The organism is Bordetella flabilis, from assembly GCF_001676725.1.
Classification (GTDB): Bacteria; Pseudomonadota; Gammaproteobacteria; order Burkholderiales; family Burkholderiaceae_B; genus Bordetella_C; species Bordetella_C flabilis.
Genome location: NZ_CP016172.1, coordinates 678,662 through 700,488, shown reverse-complemented (window position 1 = coordinate 700,488; position 21,827 = coordinate 678,662). Strand labels below are relative to the sequence as shown.

At 63.5% G+C, this 21,827-nt stretch carries 18 protein-coding genes and 3 pseudogenes; 11 read left to right on the top strand and 10 right to left on the bottom strand.

The genetic code is table 11. From position 1 onward, the window contains the following. Positions 1–423: 423 nt before the first annotated feature. The 4 genes from BAU07_RS03105 to BAU07_RS03090 form a co-directional block, all read right to left on the bottom strand. Positions 424–1,035 (bottom strand): GNAT family N-acetyltransferase, encoded by a 612-nt coding sequence (locus BAU07_RS03105; RefSeq protein WP_066654012.1) that lies wholly within the window; start codon positions 1,033–1,035, stop codon positions 424–426. A gap of 105 nt (positions 1,036–1,140) precedes the next feature. Further along, positions 1,141–1,443 (bottom strand): EthD family reductase, encoded by a 303-nt coding sequence (locus BAU07_RS03100; RefSeq protein ID WP_084025212.1) that lies wholly within the window; start codon positions 1,441–1,443, stop codon positions 1,141–1,143. A gap of 28 nt (positions 1,444–1,471) precedes the next feature. Beyond that, positions 1,472–2,212: an SDR family oxidoreductase gene (locus BAU07_RS03095; protein WP_415830465.1), complete on the bottom strand. Its 741-nt coding sequence runs from the start codon at positions 2,210–2,212 to the stop codon at positions 1,472–1,474. A gap of 48 nt (positions 2,213–2,260) precedes the next feature. Beyond that, positions 2,261–3,700: an MFS transporter gene (locus tag BAU07_RS03090; protein ID WP_066654009.1), complete on the bottom strand. Its 1,440-nt coding sequence runs from the start codon at positions 3,698–3,700 to the stop codon at positions 2,261–2,263. 301 nt (positions 3,701–4,001) lie between these two features. On the opposite strand from BAU07_RS03090, the gene BAU07_RS03085 reads away from it, so the two are divergent. Then, positions 4,002–4,868 carry a LysR family transcriptional regulator gene (locus tag BAU07_RS03085; RefSeq protein WP_066664665.1) on the top strand — a complete coding sequence of 289 codons (867 nt, stop codon included), beginning with the start codon at positions 4,002–4,004 and terminating at the stop codon, positions 4,866–4,868. Positions 4,869–4,968: 100 nt separating this feature from the next. Continuing rightward, positions 4,969–5,174, top strand: a pseudogene (locus BAU07_RS27460) (site-specific integrase); the annotation flags it as partial. Positions 5,175–5,339: 165 nt separating this feature from the next. On the opposite strand, the gene BAU07_RS03080 reads toward BAU07_RS27460, so the two are convergent. Beyond that, on the bottom strand, positions 5,340–5,786 hold the full coding sequence (locus tag BAU07_RS03080; RefSeq protein ID WP_066654007.1) for a carboxymuconolactone decarboxylase family protein: 447 nt from the start codon (positions 5,784–5,786) through the stop codon (positions 5,340–5,342). 157 nt (positions 5,787–5,943) lie between these two features. Here BAU07_RS03080 and pdxR point away from each other — a divergent pair, with 157 nt between their 5' ends. Beyond that, on the top strand, positions 5,944–7,362 hold the full coding sequence (pdxR, locus tag BAU07_RS03075) for a MocR-like pyridoxine biosynthesis transcription factor PdxR (protein ID WP_066654005.1): 1,419 nt from the start codon (positions 5,944–5,946) through the stop codon (positions 7,360–7,362). A gap of 227 nt (positions 7,363–7,589) precedes the next feature. Here pdxR and BAU07_RS03070 read toward each other — a convergent pair. Continuing rightward, positions 7,590–8,061, bottom strand: a pseudogene (locus BAU07_RS03070) (LysR family transcriptional regulator); the annotation flags it as partial. A 212-nt stretch (positions 8,062–8,273) separates the two neighbouring features. On the opposite strand from BAU07_RS03070, the gene BAU07_RS03065 reads away from it, so the two are divergent. The 5 genes and pseudogenes from BAU07_RS03065 (at position 8,274) to groL (ending at position 13,589) form a co-directional block, all read left to right on the top strand. After that, entirely contained in the window at positions 8,274–9,587 is a 1,314-nt protein-coding gene (locus BAU07_RS03065) for a serine hydrolase domain-containing protein (protein ID WP_066654003.1), read from the top strand. Positions 9,588–9,650: 63 nt separating this feature from the next. After that, positions 9,651–9,941, top strand: a pseudogene (locus BAU07_RS26655) (NmrA family NAD(P)-binding protein); the annotation flags it as partial. A gap of 157 nt (positions 9,942–10,098) precedes the next feature. Then, positions 10,099–11,118 (top strand): aldo/keto reductase, encoded by a 1,020-nt coding sequence (locus BAU07_RS03060; protein WP_066654001.1) that lies wholly within the window; start codon positions 10,099–10,101, stop codon positions 11,116–11,118. Positions 11,119–11,622: 504 nt separating this feature from the next. Then, positions 11,623–11,910: a co-chaperone GroES gene (gene groES, locus BAU07_RS03055; protein ID WP_066653999.1), complete on the top strand. Its 288-nt coding sequence runs from the start codon at positions 11,623–11,625 to the stop codon at positions 11,908–11,910. A gap of 35 nt (positions 11,911–11,945) precedes the next feature. Next, positions 11,946–13,589: a chaperonin GroEL gene (gene groL / locus BAU07_RS03050; RefSeq protein ID WP_066653997.1), complete on the top strand. Its 1,644-nt coding sequence runs from the start codon at positions 11,946–11,948 to the stop codon at positions 13,587–13,589. Positions 13,590–13,818: 229 nt separating this feature from the next. Here groL and BAU07_RS03045 read toward each other — a convergent pair whose 3' ends face one another. Further along, entirely contained in the window at positions 13,819–14,409 is a 591-nt protein-coding gene (locus BAU07_RS03045) for a GNAT family N-acetyltransferase (RefSeq protein ID WP_198168861.1), read from the bottom strand. 113 nt (positions 14,410–14,522) lie between these two features. On the opposite strand from BAU07_RS03045, the gene BAU07_RS03040 reads away from it, so the two are divergent. After that, positions 14,523–16,013, top strand: coding sequence for a hydroxysqualene dehydroxylase (locus BAU07_RS03040; protein ID WP_066653995.1), 1,491 nt, complete (start codon positions 14,523–14,525; stop codon positions 16,011–16,013). Positions 16,014–16,111: 98 nt separating this feature from the next. On the opposite strand, the gene BAU07_RS03035 is transcribed toward BAU07_RS03040, so the two are convergent. Then, a complete protein-coding gene (locus tag BAU07_RS03035; protein WP_066653994.1) occupies positions 16,112–16,843 on the bottom strand; it encodes an acetoacetate decarboxylase family protein in 732 nt (243 codons plus the stop codon). A 343-nt stretch (positions 16,844–17,186) separates the two neighbouring features. On the opposite strand from BAU07_RS03035, the gene BAU07_RS03030 reads away from it, so the two are divergent. Then, entirely contained in the window at positions 17,187–18,080 is an 894-nt protein-coding gene (locus tag BAU07_RS03030; protein WP_066653992.1) for a YihY/virulence factor BrkB family protein, read from the top strand. Positions 18,081–18,228: 148 nt separating this feature from the next. After that, the gene (locus BAU07_RS03025; protein ID WP_066653990.1) at positions 18,229–19,359 is read left to right on the top strand and encodes an FUSC family protein; all 1,131 of its coding nucleotides are present in this window, start codon (positions 18,229–18,231) and stop codon (positions 19,357–19,359) included. A 103-nt stretch (positions 19,360–19,462) separates the two neighbouring features. On the opposite strand, the gene BAU07_RS03020 is transcribed toward BAU07_RS03025, so the two are convergent. Continuing rightward, entirely contained in the window at positions 19,463–20,545 is a 1,083-nt protein-coding gene (locus BAU07_RS03020; RefSeq protein ID WP_232338235.1) for an Ldh family oxidoreductase, read from the bottom strand. 5 nt (positions 20,546–20,550) lie between these two features. Continuing rightward, positions 20,551–21,762 (bottom strand): D-mannonate dehydratase ManD, encoded by a 1,212-nt coding sequence (gene manD, locus BAU07_RS03015; protein ID WP_066653986.1) that lies wholly within the window; start codon positions 21,760–21,762, stop codon positions 20,551–20,553. Between the last annotated feature and the right edge of the window lie 65 nt (positions 21,763–21,827).

Genomic DNA, 21,827 nt, shown 5'->3' with positions numbered 1-21,827 from the left:
GTGCTTCTTGACGTCGGCGGAGCTTCTGCGCGAGTTTCCGCCTTTGAAGTAGGGATCGGACAGTTCCGAGCTGCTGCTGCCGGCCACCATCGGACCTTCGTCGACCGCCGCTCATGAGCGGCCGGACGCCCGCAGCTACGTCGATAACGGACATTAACCGGGCGACGTGACGCCGATAGCGTGTTCGCAGCCGCGAGCAAACGCATCGGCGTGCTTGTGCCATCTATGCAGCGGCCGCCGGTGCGCAGCTGATGGCGCGCGGTCGCGGGGACATCGAACGCATTGATCCGCAGCTATCGCGAAGCGGGGCTCTTGCGCTGCTAACGAGATCCTGTCTGCGCCAAGATGCTTGCCCGGAAGCGACCTTCGGTTTTCCCGCAGAGAACGACCCGTGGGCGGGTTTGACCTTGACGTCGGTCTTGATCAACGCAGGACTGATCGCTGGATTTTCCGCTGCAGCATCGCCTTCACGTCTGGCCACTCGGAATCGATAATGCTGAAGCGTACGGAGTTGCGCTTTCTTCCATCCGGCATGATCCGCTCGTGCCGAACGATTCCCTCTTGTTTCGCGCCGATGCGCAGAATCGCTGCCCTTGATCTTTCGTTAAGTTCGTCTGTCGTGAATTGCACGCGAACACAGTTCATTACCTCGAATGCGTGGACCAGAAGAAGGTACTTCGCTTCGGTGTTGACACCCGACCGTTGGACCGAGGCACACAACCATGTGTGCCCGATTTCCAGCTTTCTGTTCGCCCGGTCGATTTTCCAGAAACGGGTGCTGCCGACGACCAATCCGGTATCGCGCCTGACGATCACAAAAGGCATGACAGTGCCCGCCTTTCGACCTTCCAACGCGGAAGCGATGTAGTTATCGACACTTTCCGCCCTTGGAACAACCGTCACCTTCAGGTTCCACAATTCCCCGTCCGCGGCGGCGTTCAACAGCTCAGGCCCATGTTCCTGCTGAAGCGGCCGGAGTTCGACAGTTTCACCAACCAAGGTCGGTTGGATAACTTGAGAGGCGTTGTTGTTCATCACTCGCGGGCTTCGTTTTAGAACCTGCCATCGTACAAGTAGAACGCTGCGGCGGCGAATACTATGCTTCAGAAGACGACTTCTCGGCGCCGAGCAGCATGTTTCTCAAAACGGCGTGAATAGACTGCGTAACACGACTGGCGCGTCGGTGAATTTCTTCACGTCCGCCATCACTTGCTCTGTCTCTGGGCTCTCCAGCGCGTCTTTCACATCTTGCACCGAGGAGAATGTGTAAACACCAATGGATCTCCAGTCACCGCTTTCAGAGTACGGGAAGAACGCCTCCACAGACTGCAGTCCATACCGCTCCCAGCATGCCCTTGCCAGCCTGAAATGATCATTCGCATAGTAGTCGCGATCAAACCTCACGCTGGCATCGCCAGTGCAGACAACAATCATCCTGCTCATGCTCCCTCTCCATTCATGATTTGCCGCATTAGGCACTTATGCCGCCATCGACAAGGATTCCCGAACCGGTGACATAGGCGGCGCCAGGCCCGGCCAGGAAGGCGACGGCTTCGGCCACCTCCCTGGTCTTTCCGTAGCGGGCAATAGACAGGCTTGGCAGGATGGAGGAAGCAAGAGGGCCGTCGGCAGGATTCATGTCAGTGTCGATGGGACCAGGACGAACCAGATTGACGGTGATGTCACGAGGACCTAGCTCACGGGCAAGCCCACGGGTAAAGCTCTCCATCGCGGATTTGGTAGCCGCATAGACTGCGATGCCAGCGAATGGCACCGACAGGCCGGCATTGCTGCCAATAGTGATGATACGACCGCCATTGGGAAGGTATCTCAGCGCGGCCTGGGTGGTCATGAGAACGCCGCGCACATTGACGTCGAGTTGCAGGGTTATCTCCTCCAGCGACTGCTCGGAAAACGGGCCTGGAATCAGGACGCCGGCGTTGTTGACAAGGATGTCCAGCCCCCCTAGGTCCCCCACGGTCTGCTCTACCGCGGCCTTCGCGGCATCAGGGCTGGCCGCATCTGCTTGGATGGCGACGGCGTTGCGGCCGAGGGCGCGAATCTCGGCAGCCAGAGCCGCTGCCTTCCCGGCCGATTTCTCGTAGGTGATAGCGACGTCCGCGCCGTCTTCGGCCAGCTTGAGCGCGATAGCCGCACCGATGCCACGCGCTGCACCGGTAACAAGCGCCCGTTTATGGGCCAGACCAGGCAAGGGATTCTTCAAGGCAGTGTTCATGACAGAGCGTTCTCTCGGAAGCATTCATCCACGATGCAAAAGGATTTTTGATTTTTCATGTTCTTGGCGTTTCCAACTTAGTGCGGCGGCCAGTGCCAGTGACGCGCCTATGGCCAATGAAGCCACCGCAAAGCCGAGCTGCACGTCCTGAGCGCTTGCACCATCAGGCGCGATCGCGATGAATAGACCGCCGAACAAGGCGACGCTTACTGCAGCGCTGATCTGCAAGGTGGCGTTCACCAAGCCCGAGGCCAGCCCCGCCCAGCGTGTTTCCACATGGTCCACGTTCAAGCGCACCAGCGCAGGAAGGGCTATACCTTGCCCGGCGCCAATCAGAAACAAGGGCAACGCAAGCCACGACGACGCGCCGGCGAAAGCCAGCGCTGCGACCATGACCAGACCGAGCACCTCCAGAACCATGCCGAACCCGGCGGTGCGTGAGCCCATTCGCCGGGCGATGTGCGGGCTGCACAGTGGGCCGAGGAAGAACCCGATGCCGAGCGGCAGGATGGCCAAGCCGGCCGTCAACGCATCATGGCCCAGGCCGGCCTGTTCGTACACGGCGAACACCAGAAAGAACGCGGCGAGCGCATAGAAGAAGAACGTTGATGCCAAACTGCGTCGCAACCCACGCATGGCCAGAAGCGATGGCAGAACCAGAGGAGTTCTGCCGGCGCTCTCCTGTGCCTTTTCATACTGCCAGAAGAGCCATAACAACGGCATGCTCAAAACCAGCGGCACTATGCACCACCACGGCCAGTGGTGTTCCTGCCCTTCGATAAGCGGAACCACGAGCGCAAGCAAACCAACCGCCAGCAGCATTGCCCCCGGCACGTCCAAGCGAGGCGAACGTTCGGCTCGACTTTCACGCAGCAGCATCATTGCAGCTGGAACGGCAACGATGATGATGGGAAGGTTGATCAAAAAGACGCTGCGCCACCCCAACCCCCACGGGCTTGTCGAAACCAGCAGCCCCCCCAGCAGTTGACCGCCCACGGAGGCCAGGCCGAATGTCGCGCCGTATAGACTCAGCGCGCGATTCTTCTCGTTCGCCGGAAAGATGGCGTGTATCGAGGCCAATGATTGCGGCGCCATGATCGCTGCCGATACCCCTTGCAGCAGCCGGCCGACGACAAGCATGCCCGGCGCCGGTGCCAGGCCACACAGCGCCGAGGCGACGCCAAAGCCGAGCATGCCGGCCATGAATACGCGCTTCCGGCCATAGAGATCACCTAGACGACCGCCCAGGATCAGGGTGACGGCATAGGCTGCGGCATACACCGAAATCACCAACTGCGAGACGTCAGAAGACGCTTGCAGGTCCGTCCGTATGGCAGGTAGAGCCACGTTGACGATGAAGAAGTCCAAAGGTGGCAGGAGAGTGCCAGTCAGCAGGACGGCCAAGGCGAGCCAGCGACGGGAGTCAGGGGCTGCCGTCCCAGTGGTTTGAGTCAATGTAGTCATGGCGTGCGAGTCTTCAAAGCGCAGTCAGTCGAAGACGCAGCGGAGCAATGGTGGTGAGGCGCGGGACATCGTCCATCACAGCGGAGAGTTCGGGCGACGCAAACGCAGCTTCGAGCGCTCCTACAACGTGCCGAGGTTCAGTATTCATACCTTGAGGTCCAAATCAGACTGGCCTGAGGTGGGCGCACAGTCGGTTCGCAGAGAACATTCGTCATGGAGCCGCATGATGATCCAAACAATATTGTTCGAATACTGCCATTCGTGTAAATTCTTCGTACATTTTTGTACGGATATGCTTGGCATGGAGTGGAACGACGTTCGCATCTTCCTGGCAGTAGCTCGCAGCGGGTCCTTCGGAGAAGCCGCCAGGGTGCTGGGCGTGAGCCATCCGACAGTGGGTCGCCGCATAAAGGTGCTTGAGGACGAAGCCAAGCAACCGCTCTTTCGTAGAACCAAGGACGGACTGGTGCTCACGGACGCCGGCGACACCGTGCGGGCACTGGCAGAGTCCATGGAGGATTCCGCGCTGTCCATGGAAAGGCGTTTGACCGGCAACGACCAACGCCTCGAAGGCATCCTGCGGATCTCGTCAGCGGACTGGTTCGCTGGCTATGTCCTGGCGCCAGTCCTGCTCGAGTTGACACGCCGTCATCCCGCTGTCGTGCCGGAAGTGATTGCAAGCCATCGGTTACTCGATCTCTCACGTCGGGAGGCCGACGTGGCCTTTCGCATCGTGCCTTTCAGCGAACCGGATATTGTTCAGCGCCGCCTGATGCGGATTTCATATGGGGTGTATGCGTCGGCGGGAACCAAGCAGGCTTTGCAGGACGATCCAGCATCCGCAGGGGTCATTCTCATGAATACCGCACAATCGCATTTCCCCGATGTGGCTTGGGTATTGGAGAGGTTTCCGCTCTGCCGACGTGCTTTCAGAAGCACGAACCGTTCGGTCCAGGCACAGATGTGCTTGAGGGGCATGGGCATCGCGGTGCTGCCAAGGCCACTTGGCGATGCCGTCTCCGGATTGCAGCGCATCGACACGCCGGATGAACCTCCGACGCGGGATATATGGGTCGGCTATCACCAAGACCTGCGGCACATGGATCGCTTGCGTGCGATGCTGGATATCGCCGACATGATGCTGTCGGATTCCGCGGCTGCACAATGATCTGCGTGCATGCGGGTAAATATCCGGGTCCTTCCAGTTTCAACCTGTTCGCTATGGAGCAGTAATGCGTCATGAGGCGGACAGGGCCGCGAGTGACGTAGAAGGCCGTACACGCGAACTGGCGCCACTAAACCCCGGCATCGACAGCAAACTCGCGGATACGACCTCGTGGCTCTCAAGGTCCGGGACGTTTGCCACGGCGATCAAATGGCGACGCGCACCATAGTCATGCAGCGCAAGATTCGGCGCCCTGTGCAGTTTGAAATCACGCAGGCCACCCGTGACCCACTACAGCAGTGGATAAAACTAAATCAGGCTCAACAGCTGCAGTCCAGCGGGGATTCAGAGCCGCAATCCCGCCCAGGAAGCGCCGCTCGAACTAGCAGCCTGAATTGCATAATCCGCCGCTAGGGTCCCGAAATCTTGGGGCCGCCGTGAAGCAACACTTCCAATCCGCGTGTGCAAACCAGATCACGACTGGGCAGCGACAGGAAGCCGAAATGGCGCGCCCAATCGATTGAACGCGTTCATTGCGGCGATCGTGATCGTGAGGTCAACCAGATCCTTGGGCGTGAATTGTGCCGAGGCGGCGGCATACGCCTCATCAGAGGCGTGCGTTTCGCTGACACGGGTCACCTCTTCAGCCCAGGCCAGCGCGGCGCGCTCCTGGTCAGAGAATAGATGGTGCACCTCGTCCCATACCGGTACCAACGTGATCTTGTCGATCGACATGGTTTTCCTGAGATCGCGACTGTGCATGTCGATGCAGTGTGCGCAGCCGTTGATTTGCGAAACGCGGAGGAACACGAGGTGCACGAGTTCCTCCGGGAGGTTCGTCTTCTTCGTGACGTAGTGGTGGATACCGAAAAGTGCCTTCGCGCCCTCGGGTGCGATCTCTTGCCAGTTCAAACGGGTCATCACAGTCCTTTCCTGTCGTGGATGATGCCTGGGATCGGGGCCGGCGCGCCTTGGGGGCCGCCTATCGACTTCGACCGCGATCCATGTCATAAGCAGACGTTACTCCACCGGGTATTGGAGAAACAGGCCCAAAAACTGCTGAAACGACTGACCCAAGATGACTGACCTAAACTCGTTAAATGTGCTATCCATCCAGGTGGACCGTGCCGCCGTCGCGCCAATCGGCGACCAGATCCATGCGAGCCTGCGGCAGGCGATCCTCGACGGCCGGCTTGCGCCGGGACAGCGTCTGCCTTCCGGTCGAGACCTCGCCGCGCAGCTTGGCGTCGCCCGCGGCACCATCCGCGTGGCTTACGATCGGCTGATCGCCGAGAACCTGGTATTCGGTGCGGGACCCGCAGGCACGCGCGTATGCGCTCCGCCGCCCGCCGGCCCAGCGGTCGACGAGGCGCCAATAGACAGGCCTTTGGCGGCTTTCACCCGTCCATTTTCGAGCGCCCCGTTGCCGTTCCAAATGGGCGTACCAGCTCACGACGCGTTTCCGGCCAAGCTCTGGGCCCGTATGCGAACGCGCGCCGTACGCGACGACGCCATCACTTACACGGCCTACGCTGACCCGCGCGGCGAACCTGCGCTGCGGGCCCAGATCGCGAGCCACCTTGCCATTAGCCGACAAATGCAATGCCATCCCGATCAAATCATCGTCACCAGTGGATACCGGCAGGGTCTGCTGCTTGCGCTGACGGCACTACGCGCGCACGGGCGCAAGGCGTGGATCGAGGAGCCAGGTTATCCGCTGGGAAGACGCGGGCTCGAGCTGATCGGCGCAGCGCTCGAACCCGTGCCCGTTGATGCCGAGGGGCTGCGCGTAGAAGATGGGATCGCCCGCGCGCCAGACGCCATGCTGGCACTGGTCACCCCTGGCCAACACGCACCGCTTGGCGTGACCCTGTCGCCAGCACGGAGACACGCCTTGCTCGACTGGGCGGCGTCAAGTGACGCCTGGATCATCGAAGACGATTATCTCGGAGAACTTCAGCTCGACGGTCGGGCAGCACCGGCCCTTGCCTCAGGCCCAGGCGCCGAGCGCGTGGTTCACATCGGGTCGTTCAGCAAAACTCTCAGCCCGGCGCTTGGCCTCGGTTTCGTCGTCGCCCCACGATCGCTGGCGGAACGTCTGGTCGAAGTCGCCGCCGTGTTGGCCCCGGCTCCGAACCGGACTACCCAGTTGGCTGTTACGGACTTTCTATCCGATGGGCGCTTCCTGCGGCACCTGCGGCAGATGAAGGCTCTCTATGCCGAACGCCGCAGCCTCGCGCTAACGCATGTCAGCAGGTTTCTGCCGGGCACGCTGACGGCGGGCCTAGGCGTGATCGCACCGCTGCAACACACCGCCGACGACATCGCCGTGGTGCGTATCGCCCGCGCACATGGCCTCGCGCCTTCGGCGCTCTCCGCTTGGCACCTTTGCCGCGCTCACGCGCAACGTGGCTTGCTACTCAGCGTGACGAACCTGCACCGCGGCAACATAGACGCCGCATGCGCGACGCTCGCAAGAATCGTTGCATCTCATTGAGTCGCAGACCGCATATCCGTGTCGATCAAGCACGCAGCGTCGGAAGTCCGGTTCTCGTCGATACTGATGTCATCGGTCGGCGGCGGACTTCCGCCGACGCCCCACAACTGACGTTCGTGGCCTGGACGTGGAAGACCGCTGACAATGGGTAATCGGCCGATTCACCTCGCCTCGCCAGCTCGCCGCAGCAGCGCTAGCTCGTGCCGACGCGCCGGTTATTTCTGGTCAGCTCGCAGGGTGGATGTCCTGGGCTCGCCGAACCGTAGCGCGAGGTCGAAGCCGTCCATGACGAGGTCATCCAGACTGTCTCGCGCCATGAACCCGATCTCGAGCTCCGGGTGCGCGTCCACGAACTCGTTGAGCCGTTGCCCGAGAATGACGCGGTGGGAAACGGGGTCCAAATTGACTCTCGGCTTTCCGCGCACAGCCGACGCGCCACCTGCGGCGGCAGCGGCTGCTTCCTCCAGCCCTGTGAGATGGGGCATGACCTGCTCGCAAATCGGCGGCCTTCTTCTGTCAGGGAGACGGAGCGTGTCGTTCGGTTGAAGAGCCGAATCTTCAGATTTCTTTTCCAGCCTGGCAATCGCCCGACTGACGCCTGGCGGCGACATTCCCAGCACTTCCGAAGCGGCGCCCTGCATCGACTACCGCAGCGAACACGCTGATGCCGCCGGACAGCTTCTCGCTACTGCATTTCATGGTCGCGCTCGTACCGCGGATGATGGATCGCCAGTGATCGACTTAAGGACAGCACAGCATCATCGCACCGGACAGCCATGCCGTACAGATTTCAATCATGCCTCATTAGTGACTCAGCGTCACTTATCTAATGCTATCCATGTCATTTTGCTTTTGGCGGATTTCCGCAGAATGCACCTCACCGAAACATTGTTCATTCAGAGGAACTCCAAATGACTGCACGACTGAATCGTCGACACCTTCTGAAGGGTGCGTCGAGCCTGCTATCCGTCGCGACGCTTGGCGGATTCGCAAGCCGTAATGTACTGGCTGCGCCACCCCGTTCAACAGGAGACGCGGTGCTGATCCAGCACCCCGCCTACACATCAATCGATCAATGCCTGCAAGGGGCGGTCGACGACGGCACGGTAGCCGGTGTTGTCGCCATGGGTGCAACGGAACGCGGGCTCGTGTACGAGGGAGCGCGCGGTCGGGCTAATGTTCATAGCCGGGAGACCATCGGCCCCGACACGATCTTCTGGCTCCTGTCGATGACCAAGGCGATTACTGCCACCGCTTGCATGCAACTCGTCGAACAGGGCAGGCTGCGGCTAGATCAGCCGGCTTGCGAGATCCTCCCGCAGTTGAAGGCGCCGAGGATTCTCGAGGGGTTCGACGCTTCAGGGCAGCCGAAGCTGCGCCCCGCGCGTAACGCGATCACGGTGCGTCATCTGCTGACGCATACCTCTGGTTTCACATACAGCATCTGGAGCGACAGGCTTAGCCAATACGAAAAGGCGACGGGCATGCCCGACATCGGCTACTCGATGAACGGCGCATTCGCGGCGCCGCTCGAGTTCGAGCCCGGCGAGCGCTGGGAGTACGGCATCAGCATGGACTGGATCGGCAAGCTGGTCGAAGCGGTGACGGACCAGTCGCTGGAGGTCTACTTCCGCGAGCACATCTTCGAACGGCTGGGCATGCGTAACACGGGCTTCCTGATCGGCAGTGCGCAGAAACAACGCGTCGCCACCATGCACAGGCGTCAGGGAGACGGGTCACTGGCGCCCGAGCCGTTCGAGATCAACCAGCGACCTGAGTTCTTCATGGGCGGTGGTGGACTGTTCAGTACGCCGCGCGACTACATGGCGTTCCTGCAGATGCTGTTGAACAGCGGCACGTATCGCGGCGAGCGCGTGCTGCGTGCCGACACTGTCGCGATGATGTTCCGCAACCAAATCGGTGATCTGCAGGTTAGCAAAATGGAGACGGCCCAACCGTCGTGGTCGAACAGCTTCGACCAGTTTCCGGGCGCAGCGCACAAGTGGGGATTTTCGTTTGACATCAACACACAGCCCGGACCACACGGACGCAGTCCGGGCAGCGTGAGCTGGGCCGGGCTGCTGAACACGTACTTCTGGGTGGATCCCGTCAAGCGCGTCGCAGGATCGCTTTTTACACAGATGCTGCCTTTCTACGATGCCCGAGTGGTGAATCTTTACGGGCAGTTTGAGCGGGCGCTTTACGACGGTCTGCGGCGCGCCTGACCACTTGGCGGCCGCTGCTTCGGCGCGGAACCATTTTATTTGCCCATGTAAAGAGAAAGAGCAATGTTTGCGATCACGGGAATCACGGGCAAGGTCGGCGGCGAAGTCGCCCGCCGGCTTCTCTCGGCAGGTCAGCCGGTGCGTGCCGTTGTGCGCGAACTAACACGAGCAGGTCCGTGGGCAGCGCGCGGCTGCGAAGTCGCGACGGCTCGCATGGAAGACGCTGCGTCGCTCACCGCTGCGTTCGAAGGCGCAAAGGGTGTTTTCATCCTGCCTCCTTCCGAGTTCGATCCGGAGCCTGGATTTCCCGAGGCGCGGGCGGTGATCGACGCCATGTCGAAAGCGATTGTGAAGGGCATCCTGATGAAATAGCCCGCGGTGATGTCGAGCTTGAGACGGTTCTGGGCAAGCTCGTGTCACGCCCCGTCTGAACGAGACTGGTCGGCCGACGCGGGCAACCGCACGTCGCCCGACCATTGCATCACATTGCCGTACATACAAGGAATACGCTATGGAATACAGCACACTAGGTCGAACCGGCCTGCGCGTCTCACGGCTGAGCCTCGGCGCAATGACGTTCGGTGCCGGCTCAGGCATCTGGGGCGACATTGCCGGGCTGGACGCCGGTCAGGCCGCCCGGCTCGTCGCGATGGCCGTGGAGCGCGGCGTCAACCTGATCGACACGGCGGACGCTTACTCGCAGGGCAGCTCCGAAGAAGTTGTGGGGCAGGTTCTAAGCACGCTGGGCCTCGATGAAAGCCGGATGCTCGTCGCGACCAAGGTCCGACTACGCACCGGCTCCGGCCATAACGATGTGGGGTTGGGCCGCTCGCATATCATGCGCACGGTGGAGACAAGTCTGAAGAGAATCGGCCGAGATCACATCGACCTGTTCCAACTGCATGATCGCGACGCGCTTGTGCCGCTCGATGAAACGCTTCGTGTTCTCGATGATCTGGTCACACAGGGTAAGGTACGTCACATCGGCGTGTGCAATTTCAGCGCTGCTGATATCGAGCGAGCGTTCGGCATCACGACCCGCACAGATCGCATACATCTTGCGAGCAATCAGGTTCATTACTCGCTGACGAGTCGCGACATCGAGCACGAGATCATGCCTGTCGCTGCGACAAACAAGCTGGGCCTGCTGGTCTGGAGTCCGCTCGCAGGCGGTTACCTGAGCGGCAAGTACGCTCCGACCGGCGATTCCGCCGGGCGCCGTGCGAAACTCGACTTTCCGCCCGTTGATGCAGTCAGGGCCGAGCCGATCCTCAAGGTTTTGCGTGAAGTGGCCAGCGAGCTGGCCACTATGCCAGCGCCAGTCGCACTGGCGTGGTTACTCGCGCGCCCGCAGATTACTTCTGTCATCGTCGGAGCCCGGACGCCCGAGCAGCTCGCGGCAAATCTCGATGCGCAAAACCTTCTGCTGACCCCTGAACAGCTCGAGCGCCTCGATAAGGCCTCTGCGACGCAAGAGCCGTTTCCGCACTGGATGCAACACTTCCATGACCGCGACCGCGTTCCCCGGTGATTAACAACGGGGCGGTACAGATTTTGCGGTGCGCAGCGTCCTGCGCTCACTACACACGTGCCCTGTACGGCAGCATATGATCGAACCGCGGTCGCCCGGTCTTTGTGGTCGACGGACCGAAATGGATCGATAGCGCTCGTCCGCCTTTCTGGGGCCGGGGGTAATGGATGTCGTGGGGTCCCCGGTCACGTGAAGCCGGCCACTCGCCTGGCGCCCGTCACGTAGTCCTAGTTCCTTAACTTCTCCAAACATGGCCAGCACGGAAAATTGGGGACGCCGCGAATTCCAACTTGAACGACATGAATTCCAAGTTGAATGACATTCGACATGAAATTCGACAATTGGATGACATTCGACATCTTGCCGGTGTATTTGTAACACGCCGGCCCTTGCCCCTTGAAGGCTCCGAAACCGCCCCTATAATTAGCACTCGCCGCCGCCGAGTGCTAACACCCCGGTGGCCTAGTGAGACAACCCTTTCGTAATGAACTACAGGAGTTCTTCATGGCCCTGCGTCCTCTGAATGATCGCGTGATCATCAAGCGTCTGGACAACGAGCGCAAAACCGCCTCGGGCATCGTCATTCCCGAAAGCGCGGCCGAGAAACCCGACCAGGGCGAAGTGATCGCTGTCGGTCCCGGCAAGCGTACGGAAGACGGCAAGGTTCTGCCGGTTGACCTGAAGGCTGGCGACAAGGTGCTCTTCGGCAAGTATGCCGGCCAGACCGTCAAGGTCGATGGCGAGGAGCTGCTCGTCATCCGCGAGGAAGAAATCCTCGCCGTGATCCAGTAATTCCCCCAAATACCGAATTCCAGTAAGGAAAGACTATGGCTGCCAAACAAGTCCTGTTTGCCGATGACGCACGCGTGCGCATCGTGCGTGGCGTGAACATCCTCGCCAACGCCGTCAAGACCACACTGGGCCCCAAGGGCCGCAACGTCGTGCTGGAGCGCTCTTTCGGCGCCCCCACGGTGACCAAGGACGGCGTTTCCGTCGCAAAGGAAATCGAACTGAAGGATAAGTTCGAGAACATCGGCGCCCAGCTGGTCAAGGACGTCGCCTCGAAGACCTCCGACAACGCCGGTGACGGTACCACGACCGCCACGGTCCTGGCCCAGTCCATCGTCCAGGAAGGCCTGAAGTACGTCGCCGCCGGCTTCAACCCGATCGACCTGAAGCGCGGGATCGACAAGGCCGTCATCGCCGCCGTCGCCGAGCTGAAGAAGCTGAGCAAGCCCGTCACCACCAGCAAGGAAATCGCCCAGGTCGGCTCCATCTCGGCCAACAGCGATTCCTCCATCGGCCAGATCATCGCTGACGCGATGGACAAGGTCGGCAAGGAAGGCGTCATCACCGTCGAAGACGGCAAGTCGCTGGAAAACGAGCTGGATGTCGTCGAAGGCATGCAGTTCGACCGTGGCTACCTGTCGCCCTACTTCATCAACAACCCCGACAAGCAAGTCGCGGCTCTGGAAGATCCGTTCGTCCTGATCTACGACAAGAAGATCAGCAACATCCGTGACCTGCTGCCCGTGCTGGAGCAAGTCGCCAAGTCGAGCCGTCCGCTGCTGATCATCGCCGAAGACGTCGAAGGCGAAGCGCTGGCCACCCTGGTTGTGAACAACATCCGCGGCATCCTGAAGACCACCGCCGTCAAGGCGCCTGGCTTCGGCGACCGTCGCAAGGCCATGCTGGAAGACATCGCCATCCTGACGGGCGGCGTGGTCATTTCCGAAGAAACCGGCATGTCGCTGGAAAAGGCCTCGCTGCAAGACCTGGGCCAGGCCAAGCGCATCGAAGTGGGCAAGGAAAACACCACGATCATCGACGGCGCTGGCGACAGCAAGTCGATCGAAGCGCGCGTCAAGCAGATCCGCGTGCAGATCGAGGAAGCCACCTCCGACTACGACCGTGAAAAGCTGCAAGAGCGCGTGGCCAAGCTGGCCGGCGGCGTTGCCGTGATCCGCGTCGGTGCCGCGACCGAAGTCGAAATGAAGGAAAAGAAGGCCCGCGTCGAAGACGCCCTGCACGCCACGCGTGCCGCGGTGGAAGAAGGCGTGGTGGCTGGTGGTGGCGTGGCCCTGCTGCGCGCCAAGCAAGCCATCGCCGACCTGAAGGGCGATACGCCTGACCAGAACGCCGGTATCAAGCTGATCCTGCGTGCCGTGGAAGAGCCTCTGCGCACCATCGTCGCCAACGCCGGTGAAGAAGCCAGCGTGGTCGTCAACGCCGTACTGAACGGCAAGGGCAACTACGGCTACAACGCCGCGACCGGCGAGTACGCCGACCTGGTCGAGCAAGGCGTGCTGGATCCGACCAAGGTCACCCGCACCGCCCTGCAGAACGCTGCGTCCGTCGCCAGCCTGCTGCTGACGGCCGAGGCCGCCGTGGTCGAACTGGCCGAAGATAAGCCCGCTGCCCCGGCCGGTATGCCCGGTGGCATGGGCGGAATGGGCGGCATGGACTTCTAAAGAGTCCTGTCACCCGATGCTCCGGGCATGCCCGGAGCCTTCGCCTGATGGAAAAGCCCCGAGGGTAACCTCGGGGCTTTTTTGTCGCGGGATACCCGCGATGTGGCGGGTGCACCGCGGCTTCGCCACGCCGCTTAACCGGCCCTTGAAATCCGGTACAGCACGTGCCTGGACAGCGGGTGGTCGCCCGGCAAGGCCGGATGTGCAAAGTCGGCGCCTGGATCGTGCGTCATACCGATGCGATCCATGACCCGACGCGACCGGCGTTCGCCGGCACCGTGAACGAGACGATCTCGTCCAGCCCCAGTTCATTGAATCCGTAGGCGACGACAGCACGTGCGCCTTCGGTGGCGAGACCCAGTCCCCAGAACCTGCTGCCCAGCCGCCAGCCGATCTCGAAGCAAGGCGCAAAAGGCGCGGCGAAGTCCTGGTACTTCATCCCGATGAAACCGGCCAGCTCGCCGGATGACTTCAGTTCCGCGGCGAAGAAGCAGCAGCGGTGGCGGGCATAGAGCCCATTCTGGGTATCAAAGAACTGTCTCGCCATGTCCGGCGTGACGGGCCCCGGCAGGAACTCGGTCACCCGTGCGTCAGCATTGAGCGCGACGTATGGAAGTAGGTCATCGTCTTGCCACAGGCGCAAGCAGAGGCGTGGAGTCTGCAGGACACCGCCGTTCGTGTTGGCTCCGGTCATGGTATTGGGCAATGAAATCCAATGGCGGATGATAAGGCGGAAAAGGACGAGCATCCCGCCCGGCCGGTGAAGCCGCTTGGCATATCCGCTTGCCGGCCGGTCGGCACCGGCACGAAAGCTGCCCATGCCGCCCGCAAGTCCACCGGCCACCCACGCATTGCCGCGGACGCCGCCCGGCCGAGCCGTTCAAAGGAAACCAACCCGACGCGCCCACACCTGGCTCGTCGCCTGGAGCATGCATGCCACCCGCTTCCCCACGCACTGGCCAGGACCCCGACGCGGTCATCATCGGCGCCGGGATCGGCGGACTGACGTGCGCCAGCCTGCTGGCCCGCGCGGGCCTCCGGGTGTTGGTGGCCGAATCCAGCGATGTCCCGGGCGGGCGCGCCCGCAGCTGGCAAGATCCGCGCACCGGCGTAACCGTGGATATCGGCCCCCATATCCTGCTGAACAAGTACGCGAATATGCGCGCCCTGATGGCGCGCCTGGGCACCGAGAAGCAGGTTTTCTGGCAGACGGAGGAATTGCTGACCGTTCACGACCAGGGCCGCGCGATCCACTTCAAGGCAGGCGGGCCGTTGCCCGCGCCGCTGCATTACGTCCGCAATCTGCCGCGCATTCTGCCCAGCGTGCCCTTGCGCCACCTGTTGTCGAACATGCGCGTGGCCTGGCGCACCCTGCGCAGCAGCGCGGGCGACATCCGCGCCATGGACGGAGAATCGGGAAGGGCATACCTGCAGCGCATGGGCGTGAACAGCAGCTTCATCGATTGGTTTTGGGCCTCGGCGTCCATGGCGCTGTTGAATCTGCCGGTAGAGCAGTGCTCCGCGGCGGCCCTGATGCGCTTGTTCGCGCAGATGATGGGACATAACGATGTGGCCTTCGGCATTCCGGCAACGGGCCTGAGCGAGCTGTACGCCTGGCCCTGCGTGGCCGATATCGAGCGGCACGGCGGAGAGGTGCGCTTCGGTTGTGGCGCGACCGCGCTGCAAACTGCCGACGACCGTGTCGACGGCGTCGTGCTGGGCGACGGCACGCATCTCCGGGCTCCCGTGGTCCTGGCCGTTCCACCCACCGCCCTGCCTGCGCTTCTGCCCGATGCGCATCCTCTCGCCGCGCGGGCGCGGCATTTCGAGCCCAGCCCCTACGTCAGTTGCTACCTGTGGTTCGACCGCAAGCTGACGCCGACCCCCTTCTGGGCGCGGCCATGGTCTCCCGCCACCTTCAATACCGATTTCTATGATCTCGCCAACGTCCGGCCGCCCGCAATGTCAGCCGTCCGCACGGGCTTGGCGGGTGTTACCCATGATGCGGGCTCCATGATGGCGACGAATATCATCTGGAGCCATCGCGCCGCCCACCTGTCCGATGAAGAGATCATCGCCGCGACCGTCGCGGAGATCGCCGACTTCGCGCCCCTCGCGCGGAGCGCACGCCTGCTTGCCACCGCCGTGCACCGCATTCCGATGTCCGTGCCCTGCGCGCGGCCCGGCATCGAAGGCATGCGTCCACCGGTGCGCCTGGAGAAGGATCTGTTCCTGGCCGGCGACTGGGCGGATACGGGCTTGCCCTTCTGCATGGAAAGCGCGACGCGTGCTGGCGCACTGGCAGCGGAGGCCGTCCTGGCGGAGCGCGGACGTCACGTAGCGCTGGCCTTGCCCGCGCCTGAACCGGGCGGCCTGTCGCGTTTGTTGCGACGCAAGCCTTGGCGCGATGGCGTCGCGGGCTAGCCCGGCGCGATGGCGGCGGCATCGGGATACCTTCCCAACATGACGAGGCGCGCCTGCCACATGCGGCACGTCAGGTCACCCTCCACGCGCGACGCACGTCAGGCGCCAAAAGACAGCCGCATGGAGGTCAGCCGTGCGCTGACGAAGGGGCGCTTGCCGCGCAGGAACGACAGTGGACCGTTCGCGTCGAAATCCCAGTCGGCGTGCCCGAGCACGAGCTTGCCCTGCGCACGGCAAGGGGTAGGCAGCGGACCTCCCTCCCCGGCCTGCACGATCAGGCCGCGTGCGGGCAAGGCGACCGGGATCGACAGACGGCGGGTGAAACGCAGCGCCGCCACCAACCCGCCCGGCGCGGCCAGGCGGCCGGCGAACCCGCCGGCGCCCACGTCGCCATCCATGTCGAAATGGCCCAGCCGTTTGGGCACGCGCCACAGGTCCAGGCCCCCTTCAGCGGCGGCGGGTTCGCTGACCCAGACCTGGTGCAGCGTCGCCGCCGGCGGCAACATGCCGGGATGGCGCAGGAGTACGCCGGCGGCGAGTTCGTCGTAGCTGAGGGTGCCTCCGGGCAGATACCTGGCCCAGACCAGGAAGAAGAAACAGCGCCGGCCGATGCGCATATAGCGGGTGCCGGGCACAGGAAGGGAAATCAGCGCCGTGTCGATCAGCCAGGCCGATATGCAAGCATCCCCGTGCAGATGCCATGGCGCGCCGGGGTACGCGGGCAGCGCACGGGCATTGGTGATACGTCCCGTGGCCCCGGAACCTTCCGGTCCGCCGGAATCGTCCCGCCTATCCGCCCGATCAGCGTTATTCGCGTCGCTCGCATCCATGGTCACGCCGTGATGTGGTGTCTGCCTGAACCCGGCTTCCCCGGGCACGTACCGCGTCGAACCCCGCAGCCCGCATGCCCGGCCCACCCCTGACGGTTTCGAGGCGCCAGTATTATTAGCAGGGAACGCGGCAGGACGGGTAATCCCTGGCACCTATCGGGGGCCCTGCCTTTGTGGCGAGGTGCCGACGCAACTGGTAAGGTCTTGCACGGCTCACCGATCATGCCCTGGCCTGCGCGCCGCACGCGTGTGGCGCCACGGGAACATCGGTTGCTCTCCACACGTCAAGGCGTGGCCGGTGACAGGCACACGTTTCGAACGACCGAAAAAGGCGAGTCCACATATGTCCTTACTGTCCCGCCTGCGCGCCCATCCTCCCGCCCTGCTTCGCCTGCTGGTGGCATCCGCCAGGCAATGGTCGGAGCACCGCGCCTCCAGCAAAGGGGCGGCGCTGGCCCTGTACACCATTTTCTCCCTCGCGCCCATGCTTATCCTGGTGATCGCGGTCGCCGGAGCGTTCTTCGGCGAGCAGGCGGTGCGGTCGGAACTGGTAGGCCAATTGCGCGACCTGATGGGCGACCGGGGCGCGGAAGTAATCCAGATCGTGCTCGCCAGCGCCCATGAGTCGGGCGGCGGGCTGCTGGCCACGGTGATCTCGCTGGCCGTACTGGTATTCAGCGCCACCACTGCCTTCGCGGAACTGAAGGAAAGCCTGGATGAACTGTGGGACGTGCGCGGCAAACGCCGCAGCGGCGTGCACGGGCTGGTGCACAGCCGGCTGCTGTCCTTCGGGCTGGTGCTGGTGCTGGCCCTGTTCCTGCTGATTTCCCTGACCGTGAACGCGGCACTGGCCGCGGCGCACGATTACTACGGCACGCTGTGGACGAATTCCACGTTCGCGATGGCCGCAGAGATCCTGTCGGGTGTCTTCTCTTTCGCGGTGGTGGCGGCGCTGTTCGCCGTCATCTACAAGCTGCTGCCGAACGCGGTGATTCCGTGGCGGCACGTGCTGCCCGGCGCGGTGGTGACAGCGGCCTTGTTCCTGCTTGGCAAGTGGGGCATCGGCCTGTACCTGGGCCGCGGCGCGGTGGCCTCGGCCTATGGGGCGGCCGGCTCGGTGGTGGCCCTGCTGCTATGGATCTATTACTCGGCGCAGATCTTCTTCTTCGGCGCGGTATTCACTCGCCAATACGCTCTTTATCTAAGCCGCGAGAAGCAGCCGCCGGCGACCCCGTAACGGCGGCCAGGGGCGCGGTCGGCGCGCCGCGGCCTCCGGTAAAAGAACGATGAACCGGCCTGTTTCGAGTAAAGCGCAGGGCCTTCACGCACCGCGGCGTGCGACCGTACACTGTCGCACGTACCGCTACCGCCCAGAGCCCCGCCGCATGTCGTTCGCCGCCGCCCTTTCCCGCCTGCAACAGCCGGTCCGCCGCATGGCGGGGGCGCTGCGGTATATCACCTCTCCGTACCAGCGGTACCGTCACGCGCAGGCGCTGCACGCGATACGGGTGTCGCTTGCCATGTTGACCACCATCCTGCTCACCAGCGGGCTGCAATTGCCCCACGGCGATTGGGCATCCGTGTCCATGCTGGTGGTCATCGGCGGCATCCAGCACCACGGCAATATCCGCAAGAAGGCGGTGGAGCGCGCCATCGGTACCCTGCTGGGCGCGGCCGCCGGGCTGACGCTGATCCTGGTGCATGCGGCCTTGGGATCGGAGGCGATCACCTATGGGCTGCTGTCCCTGACGGCCGGCATCTGCGGATACTACGCCATCGGCCGTGGCGGCTATATGGCGCTGCTGACGGCCATCACCATGATTATCGTGGGCGGCCACGGCAACAACTCCATCGAAATGGGCCTCTGGCGCTCGGTCAACGTCGCCATGGGCATCGTGGTGGCGCTGGTGTTCTCGTTCGCGCTACCGCTGCTCGCCAGCTATGCGTGGCGTTTCGACATGGCCTTGAACCTGCGCCGCTCGGCGCGCCTGATCGCCCGCCTTCTGTCGGGCGAAGCGCTGACGCCGGAGGCTCGCAACGCGGCCTTCGCGGACTTGAACCGGCGTTCGATCAACCTGCGCAACCTGCTGCCCTCGGTCGCTAAAGAGATGCAGGTGCCCTTGTCGCAGCTCGAGGAAATACAGAACCAGCATCGCTCCATCCTCGCCACGCTGGAGATGGTCTCGGGCGTGCCGCTGGGCCCGGATCAGGCATCGCGGCAGGCCGTGTTGCAGGCCTTCCGGGCCGAGGGGCATACGATGCGCGGCAAGCTGCTCGTCATCGCGCGGGCCCTGCGCGCCGGAAATGCCGCCCCGCTGCCGCCCGCCGCGGGGCGCGGGCCGGCGGACGACGATAGCAGGACCCACGAACCCGCGCCGGCCGCGCAGCCGGACCCCGGCGGCGTGATGGCGTTGCCGCAGGCCTTGCAAGGTCCCTACTGGCTTATGCGCCAGGCGATCGAACAGGTCGAGCGCCTGAGCGGCCTGTTGCTGCGCCTGCGCCGGCCTGTCGCCTGATCGACGCCCGCGCCCCTCGGCCAGGCGCCGTTGGACCGCGACATTGCCGCAACCCCGCCGCATGCGGGCGCGCGCTACAGCCTTGCGGCGGGGTCGCGCCCGCTCAGGCCGCTGGACCGCGCAATGCCGGCGGGGCTACGCGCAGGCGCTCGCTCCAGATGCCTATTTCCGCCCACAGGCCCGGTTCGAGCGGTATGCCATGCTGCCGCCGCTGCGCGTCGCAGGCCACCTCCGGATCGCCCGGCATGCGGGGCTGGCCCGGTTCCGCCGCCAGTTCGCGCGCCATCTGTTCGACGGTCGCGGCCAGCGTCGGACCACCCGGAAACCGCGCGGGATCGACCACGATGAAGAACGCGCCCAGGCGACGCGGCAGCTCCAGCTTTTCGTACATGGGAGAAATATGCTGCCCGAAGGGGTTGCCGTTCAAGGGGCCGCACAGCAGTTCGATCATCAGGGCCAGCGCATAACCCTTGTGTCCATACTCGGGCCCGCCCAGTGGCCGCAGGGCGCGGGCCGCCTCCGCGTCCGTGGCGTCCGCGCCGTCGGCATCGACCGCCACGCCCGCCGGCAACGGCTTGCCCTCGCGGCGCGCGTTCATCACGCGGTTCCACGGGATGGATGTCGTGGCCATATCCAGGCACACCGGCTCGCCGCCCGCCCGGGGGAAGGCGATGGAAATGGGATTGGTGCCCAGGAACGGCACATGACCGCCAAAGGGCGCCGCGATCGAATCGGAATGTGTAAACGCCACGCCCACCATGCCGGCACGCGCCGCGTCGCGCGTGTAGAGCCCCATGGCCCCGCAGTGCGACGAATCCGAAACGCCCACCGCGGCCACGCCGGTTTCGGTGGCGATGTCCATGGCGGTGCGGTTGGCGCGATGCGAGACGACAATGCCCAGGCCTTGCCCGCCGTGGACATGCGCGGTGGCCGGCCCGGTGCGGCTGACGGTGATCTCCGGGCGCGCCAGGATAGAACCATGCGACAGGCGGTTCAGGTAGTGGGGCAACCGCGCGATGCCATGCGAGTCGACGCCCCACAGGCTGGTCTGGACCAGGCTTTGCGCGAGCAGGCGCGCGTCATCGTCGGGCACGTCTTGCGCGCGCAGGCAGGCTACGCCCCATTGCACGAGCGCCTCTGCATCGCAGTGGCGCATCACAGGCGTGGAGGAAGAGCGGTTTTCCATGGTGTTTACCAATTCCATAAGGTGCCGTCGTGCGCCAGCCGGTTCACCGGCAGATACGCGCGGCTATAGGGATACTTGCGGGCCAGGTCCTCGTCGATGTCCACGCCATGCCCCGGTACGTCGCCGGGCACCATCATGCCGTCCTGGAAACTGTAGGCATGCGGAAAAACGGCATCGGTTTCCTCGGTGTGCCGCATGTACTCCTGCACGCCGAAGTTGGACACCGAGATGTCGAAGTGCAGTGCCGCGCCCATGCACACCGGCGACAGGTCGGTGGCGCCGTGGCAGCCGGTGCGCACCTGGTACAGGGCGGCCAGGTCGGCGATGCGCCGCAGATGCGAGATGCCGCCCGCGTGGACGACGGTTGCGCGGATGTAGTCGATCAACTGGTTCTGGATCAGGTCCTTGCAGTCCCACACGGAGCTGAAGATCTCGCCGACGGCAAGGGGCGTGACGGTGTGCTCGCGTATGAGGCGGAAGGCCTCCTGGTTTTCGGCGGGCGTCGGGTCCTCTATCCAGAACAGGCGATAAGGCTCCAGCGACTTGCCGAGCCGCGCAGCTTCGATGGGCGTAAGGCGGTGATGCACGTCATGCAGCAGGTGCACGTCCCAGCCCACCGCGTCGCGCACCTTTTCGAACAGGCGCGGCGTGTGGTCCAGGTATTTTTCGGTGGACCAGTCGTGCTCGGACGGCAGCGAAGCATCCGCCGGCTCGTAGAACATGCGGCCGCGGCCAACGCCGTATACCGACTGCAGCCCCGGCACGCCGCTCTGCGCGCGTATGGCCTGGTAGCCCATGTCGCGGTAGCGCAAGACCTCGTCGACCGTCTCGTCGATATCGCGGCCATTGGCGTGGCCGTAGACCATGACGCCGGTGCGGCACTTGCCGCCCAGCAGTTGGTACAGAGGCAGGCCGGCCGCCTTGGCCTTGATGTCCCACAAGGCAGTGTCGACCGCCGCGATGGCCGTCATCGTGACCGGCCCGCGCCGCCAATAGGCGCCACGGTACAGAAACTGCCAGATATCCTCGATCTGGTGGGCATCCCGGCCGATCAGGCAAGGCAGGACATGGTCGGAAAGATAGCTGGCGACCGCCAGTTCGCGCCCATTGAGCGTGGCGTCTCCCACACCGGTCAGCCCCTCATCGGTTTCGATCTTGAGCGTGACGAAATTCCGGCCGGGACTGCAGACAATGACGCGGGCGTTTGTAATTTTCATGGGCGAGCGTTTCCCTGTTCAGGCCGGGCGATGGCGATGGACGCGCGGCCCGGCCGACGCATGTC

What these genes read in the sequence shown, in the direction of transcription:
- BAU07_RS03045 (WP_198168861.1), bottom strand. Translation starts at nt 14,409, where the DNA reads ATGGGCAGCTTTCGTGCCGGTGCCGACCGGCCGGCAAGCGGATATGCC.
- manD (WP_066653986.1), bottom strand. Translation starts at nt 21,762, where the DNA reads ATGAAAATTACAAACGCCCGCGTCATTGTCTGCAGTCCCGGCCGGAAT.
- BAU07_RS03080 (WP_066654007.1), bottom strand. Translation starts at nt 5,786, where the DNA reads ATGACCCGTTTGAACTGGCAAGAGATCGCACCCGAGGGCGCGAAGGCA.
- BAU07_RS03090 (WP_066654009.1), bottom strand. Translation starts at nt 3,700, where the DNA reads ATGACTACATTGACTCAAACCACTGGGACGGCAGCCCCTGACTCCCGT.
- BAU07_RS03100 (WP_084025212.1), bottom strand. Translation starts at nt 1,443, where the DNA reads ATGAGCAGGATGATTGTTGTCTGCACTGGCGATGCCAGCGTGAGGTTT.
- BAU07_RS03030 (WP_066653992.1), top strand. Translation starts at nt 17,187, where the DNA reads ATGTCCTTACTGTCCCGCCTGCGCGCCCATCCTCCCGCCCTGCTTCGC.
- BAU07_RS03085 (WP_066664665.1), top strand. Translation starts at nt 4,002, where the DNA reads ATGGAGTGGAACGACGTTCGCATCTTCCTGGCAGTAGCTCGCAGCGGG.
- BAU07_RS03105 (WP_066654012.1), bottom strand. Translation starts at nt 1,035, where the DNA reads ATGAACAACAACGCCTCTCAAGTTATCCAACCGACCTTGGTTGGTGAA.
- pdxR (WP_066654005.1), top strand. Translation starts at nt 5,944, where the DNA reads ATGACTGACCTAAACTCGTTAAATGTGCTATCCATCCAGGTGGACCGT.
- groES (WP_066653999.1), top strand. Translation starts at nt 11,623, where the DNA reads ATGGCCCTGCGTCCTCTGAATGATCGCGTGATCATCAAGCGTCTGGAC.
- groL (WP_066653997.1), top strand. Translation starts at nt 11,946, where the DNA reads ATGGCTGCCAAACAAGTCCTGTTTGCCGATGACGCACGCGTGCGCATC.
- BAU07_RS03060 (WP_066654001.1), top strand. Translation starts at nt 10,099, where the DNA reads ATGGAATACAGCACACTAGGTCGAACCGGCCTGCGCGTCTCACGGCTG.
- BAU07_RS03025 (WP_066653990.1), top strand. Translation starts at nt 18,229, where the DNA reads ATGTCGTTCGCCGCCGCCCTTTCCCGCCTGCAACAGCCGGTCCGCCGC.
- BAU07_RS03035 (WP_066653994.1), bottom strand. Translation starts at nt 16,843, where the DNA reads ATGGATGCGAGCGACGCGAATAACGCTGATCGGGCGGATAGGCGGGAC.
- BAU07_RS03020 (WP_232338235.1), bottom strand. Translation starts at nt 20,545, where the DNA reads ATGGAAAACCGCTCTTCCTCCACGCCTGTGATGCGCCACTGCGATGCA.
- BAU07_RS03065 (WP_066654003.1), top strand. Translation starts at nt 8,274, where the DNA reads ATGACTGCACGACTGAATCGTCGACACCTTCTGAAGGGTGCGTCGAGC.
- BAU07_RS03040 (WP_066653995.1), top strand. Translation starts at nt 14,523, where the DNA reads ATGCCACCCGCTTCCCCACGCACTGGCCAGGACCCCGACGCGGTCATC.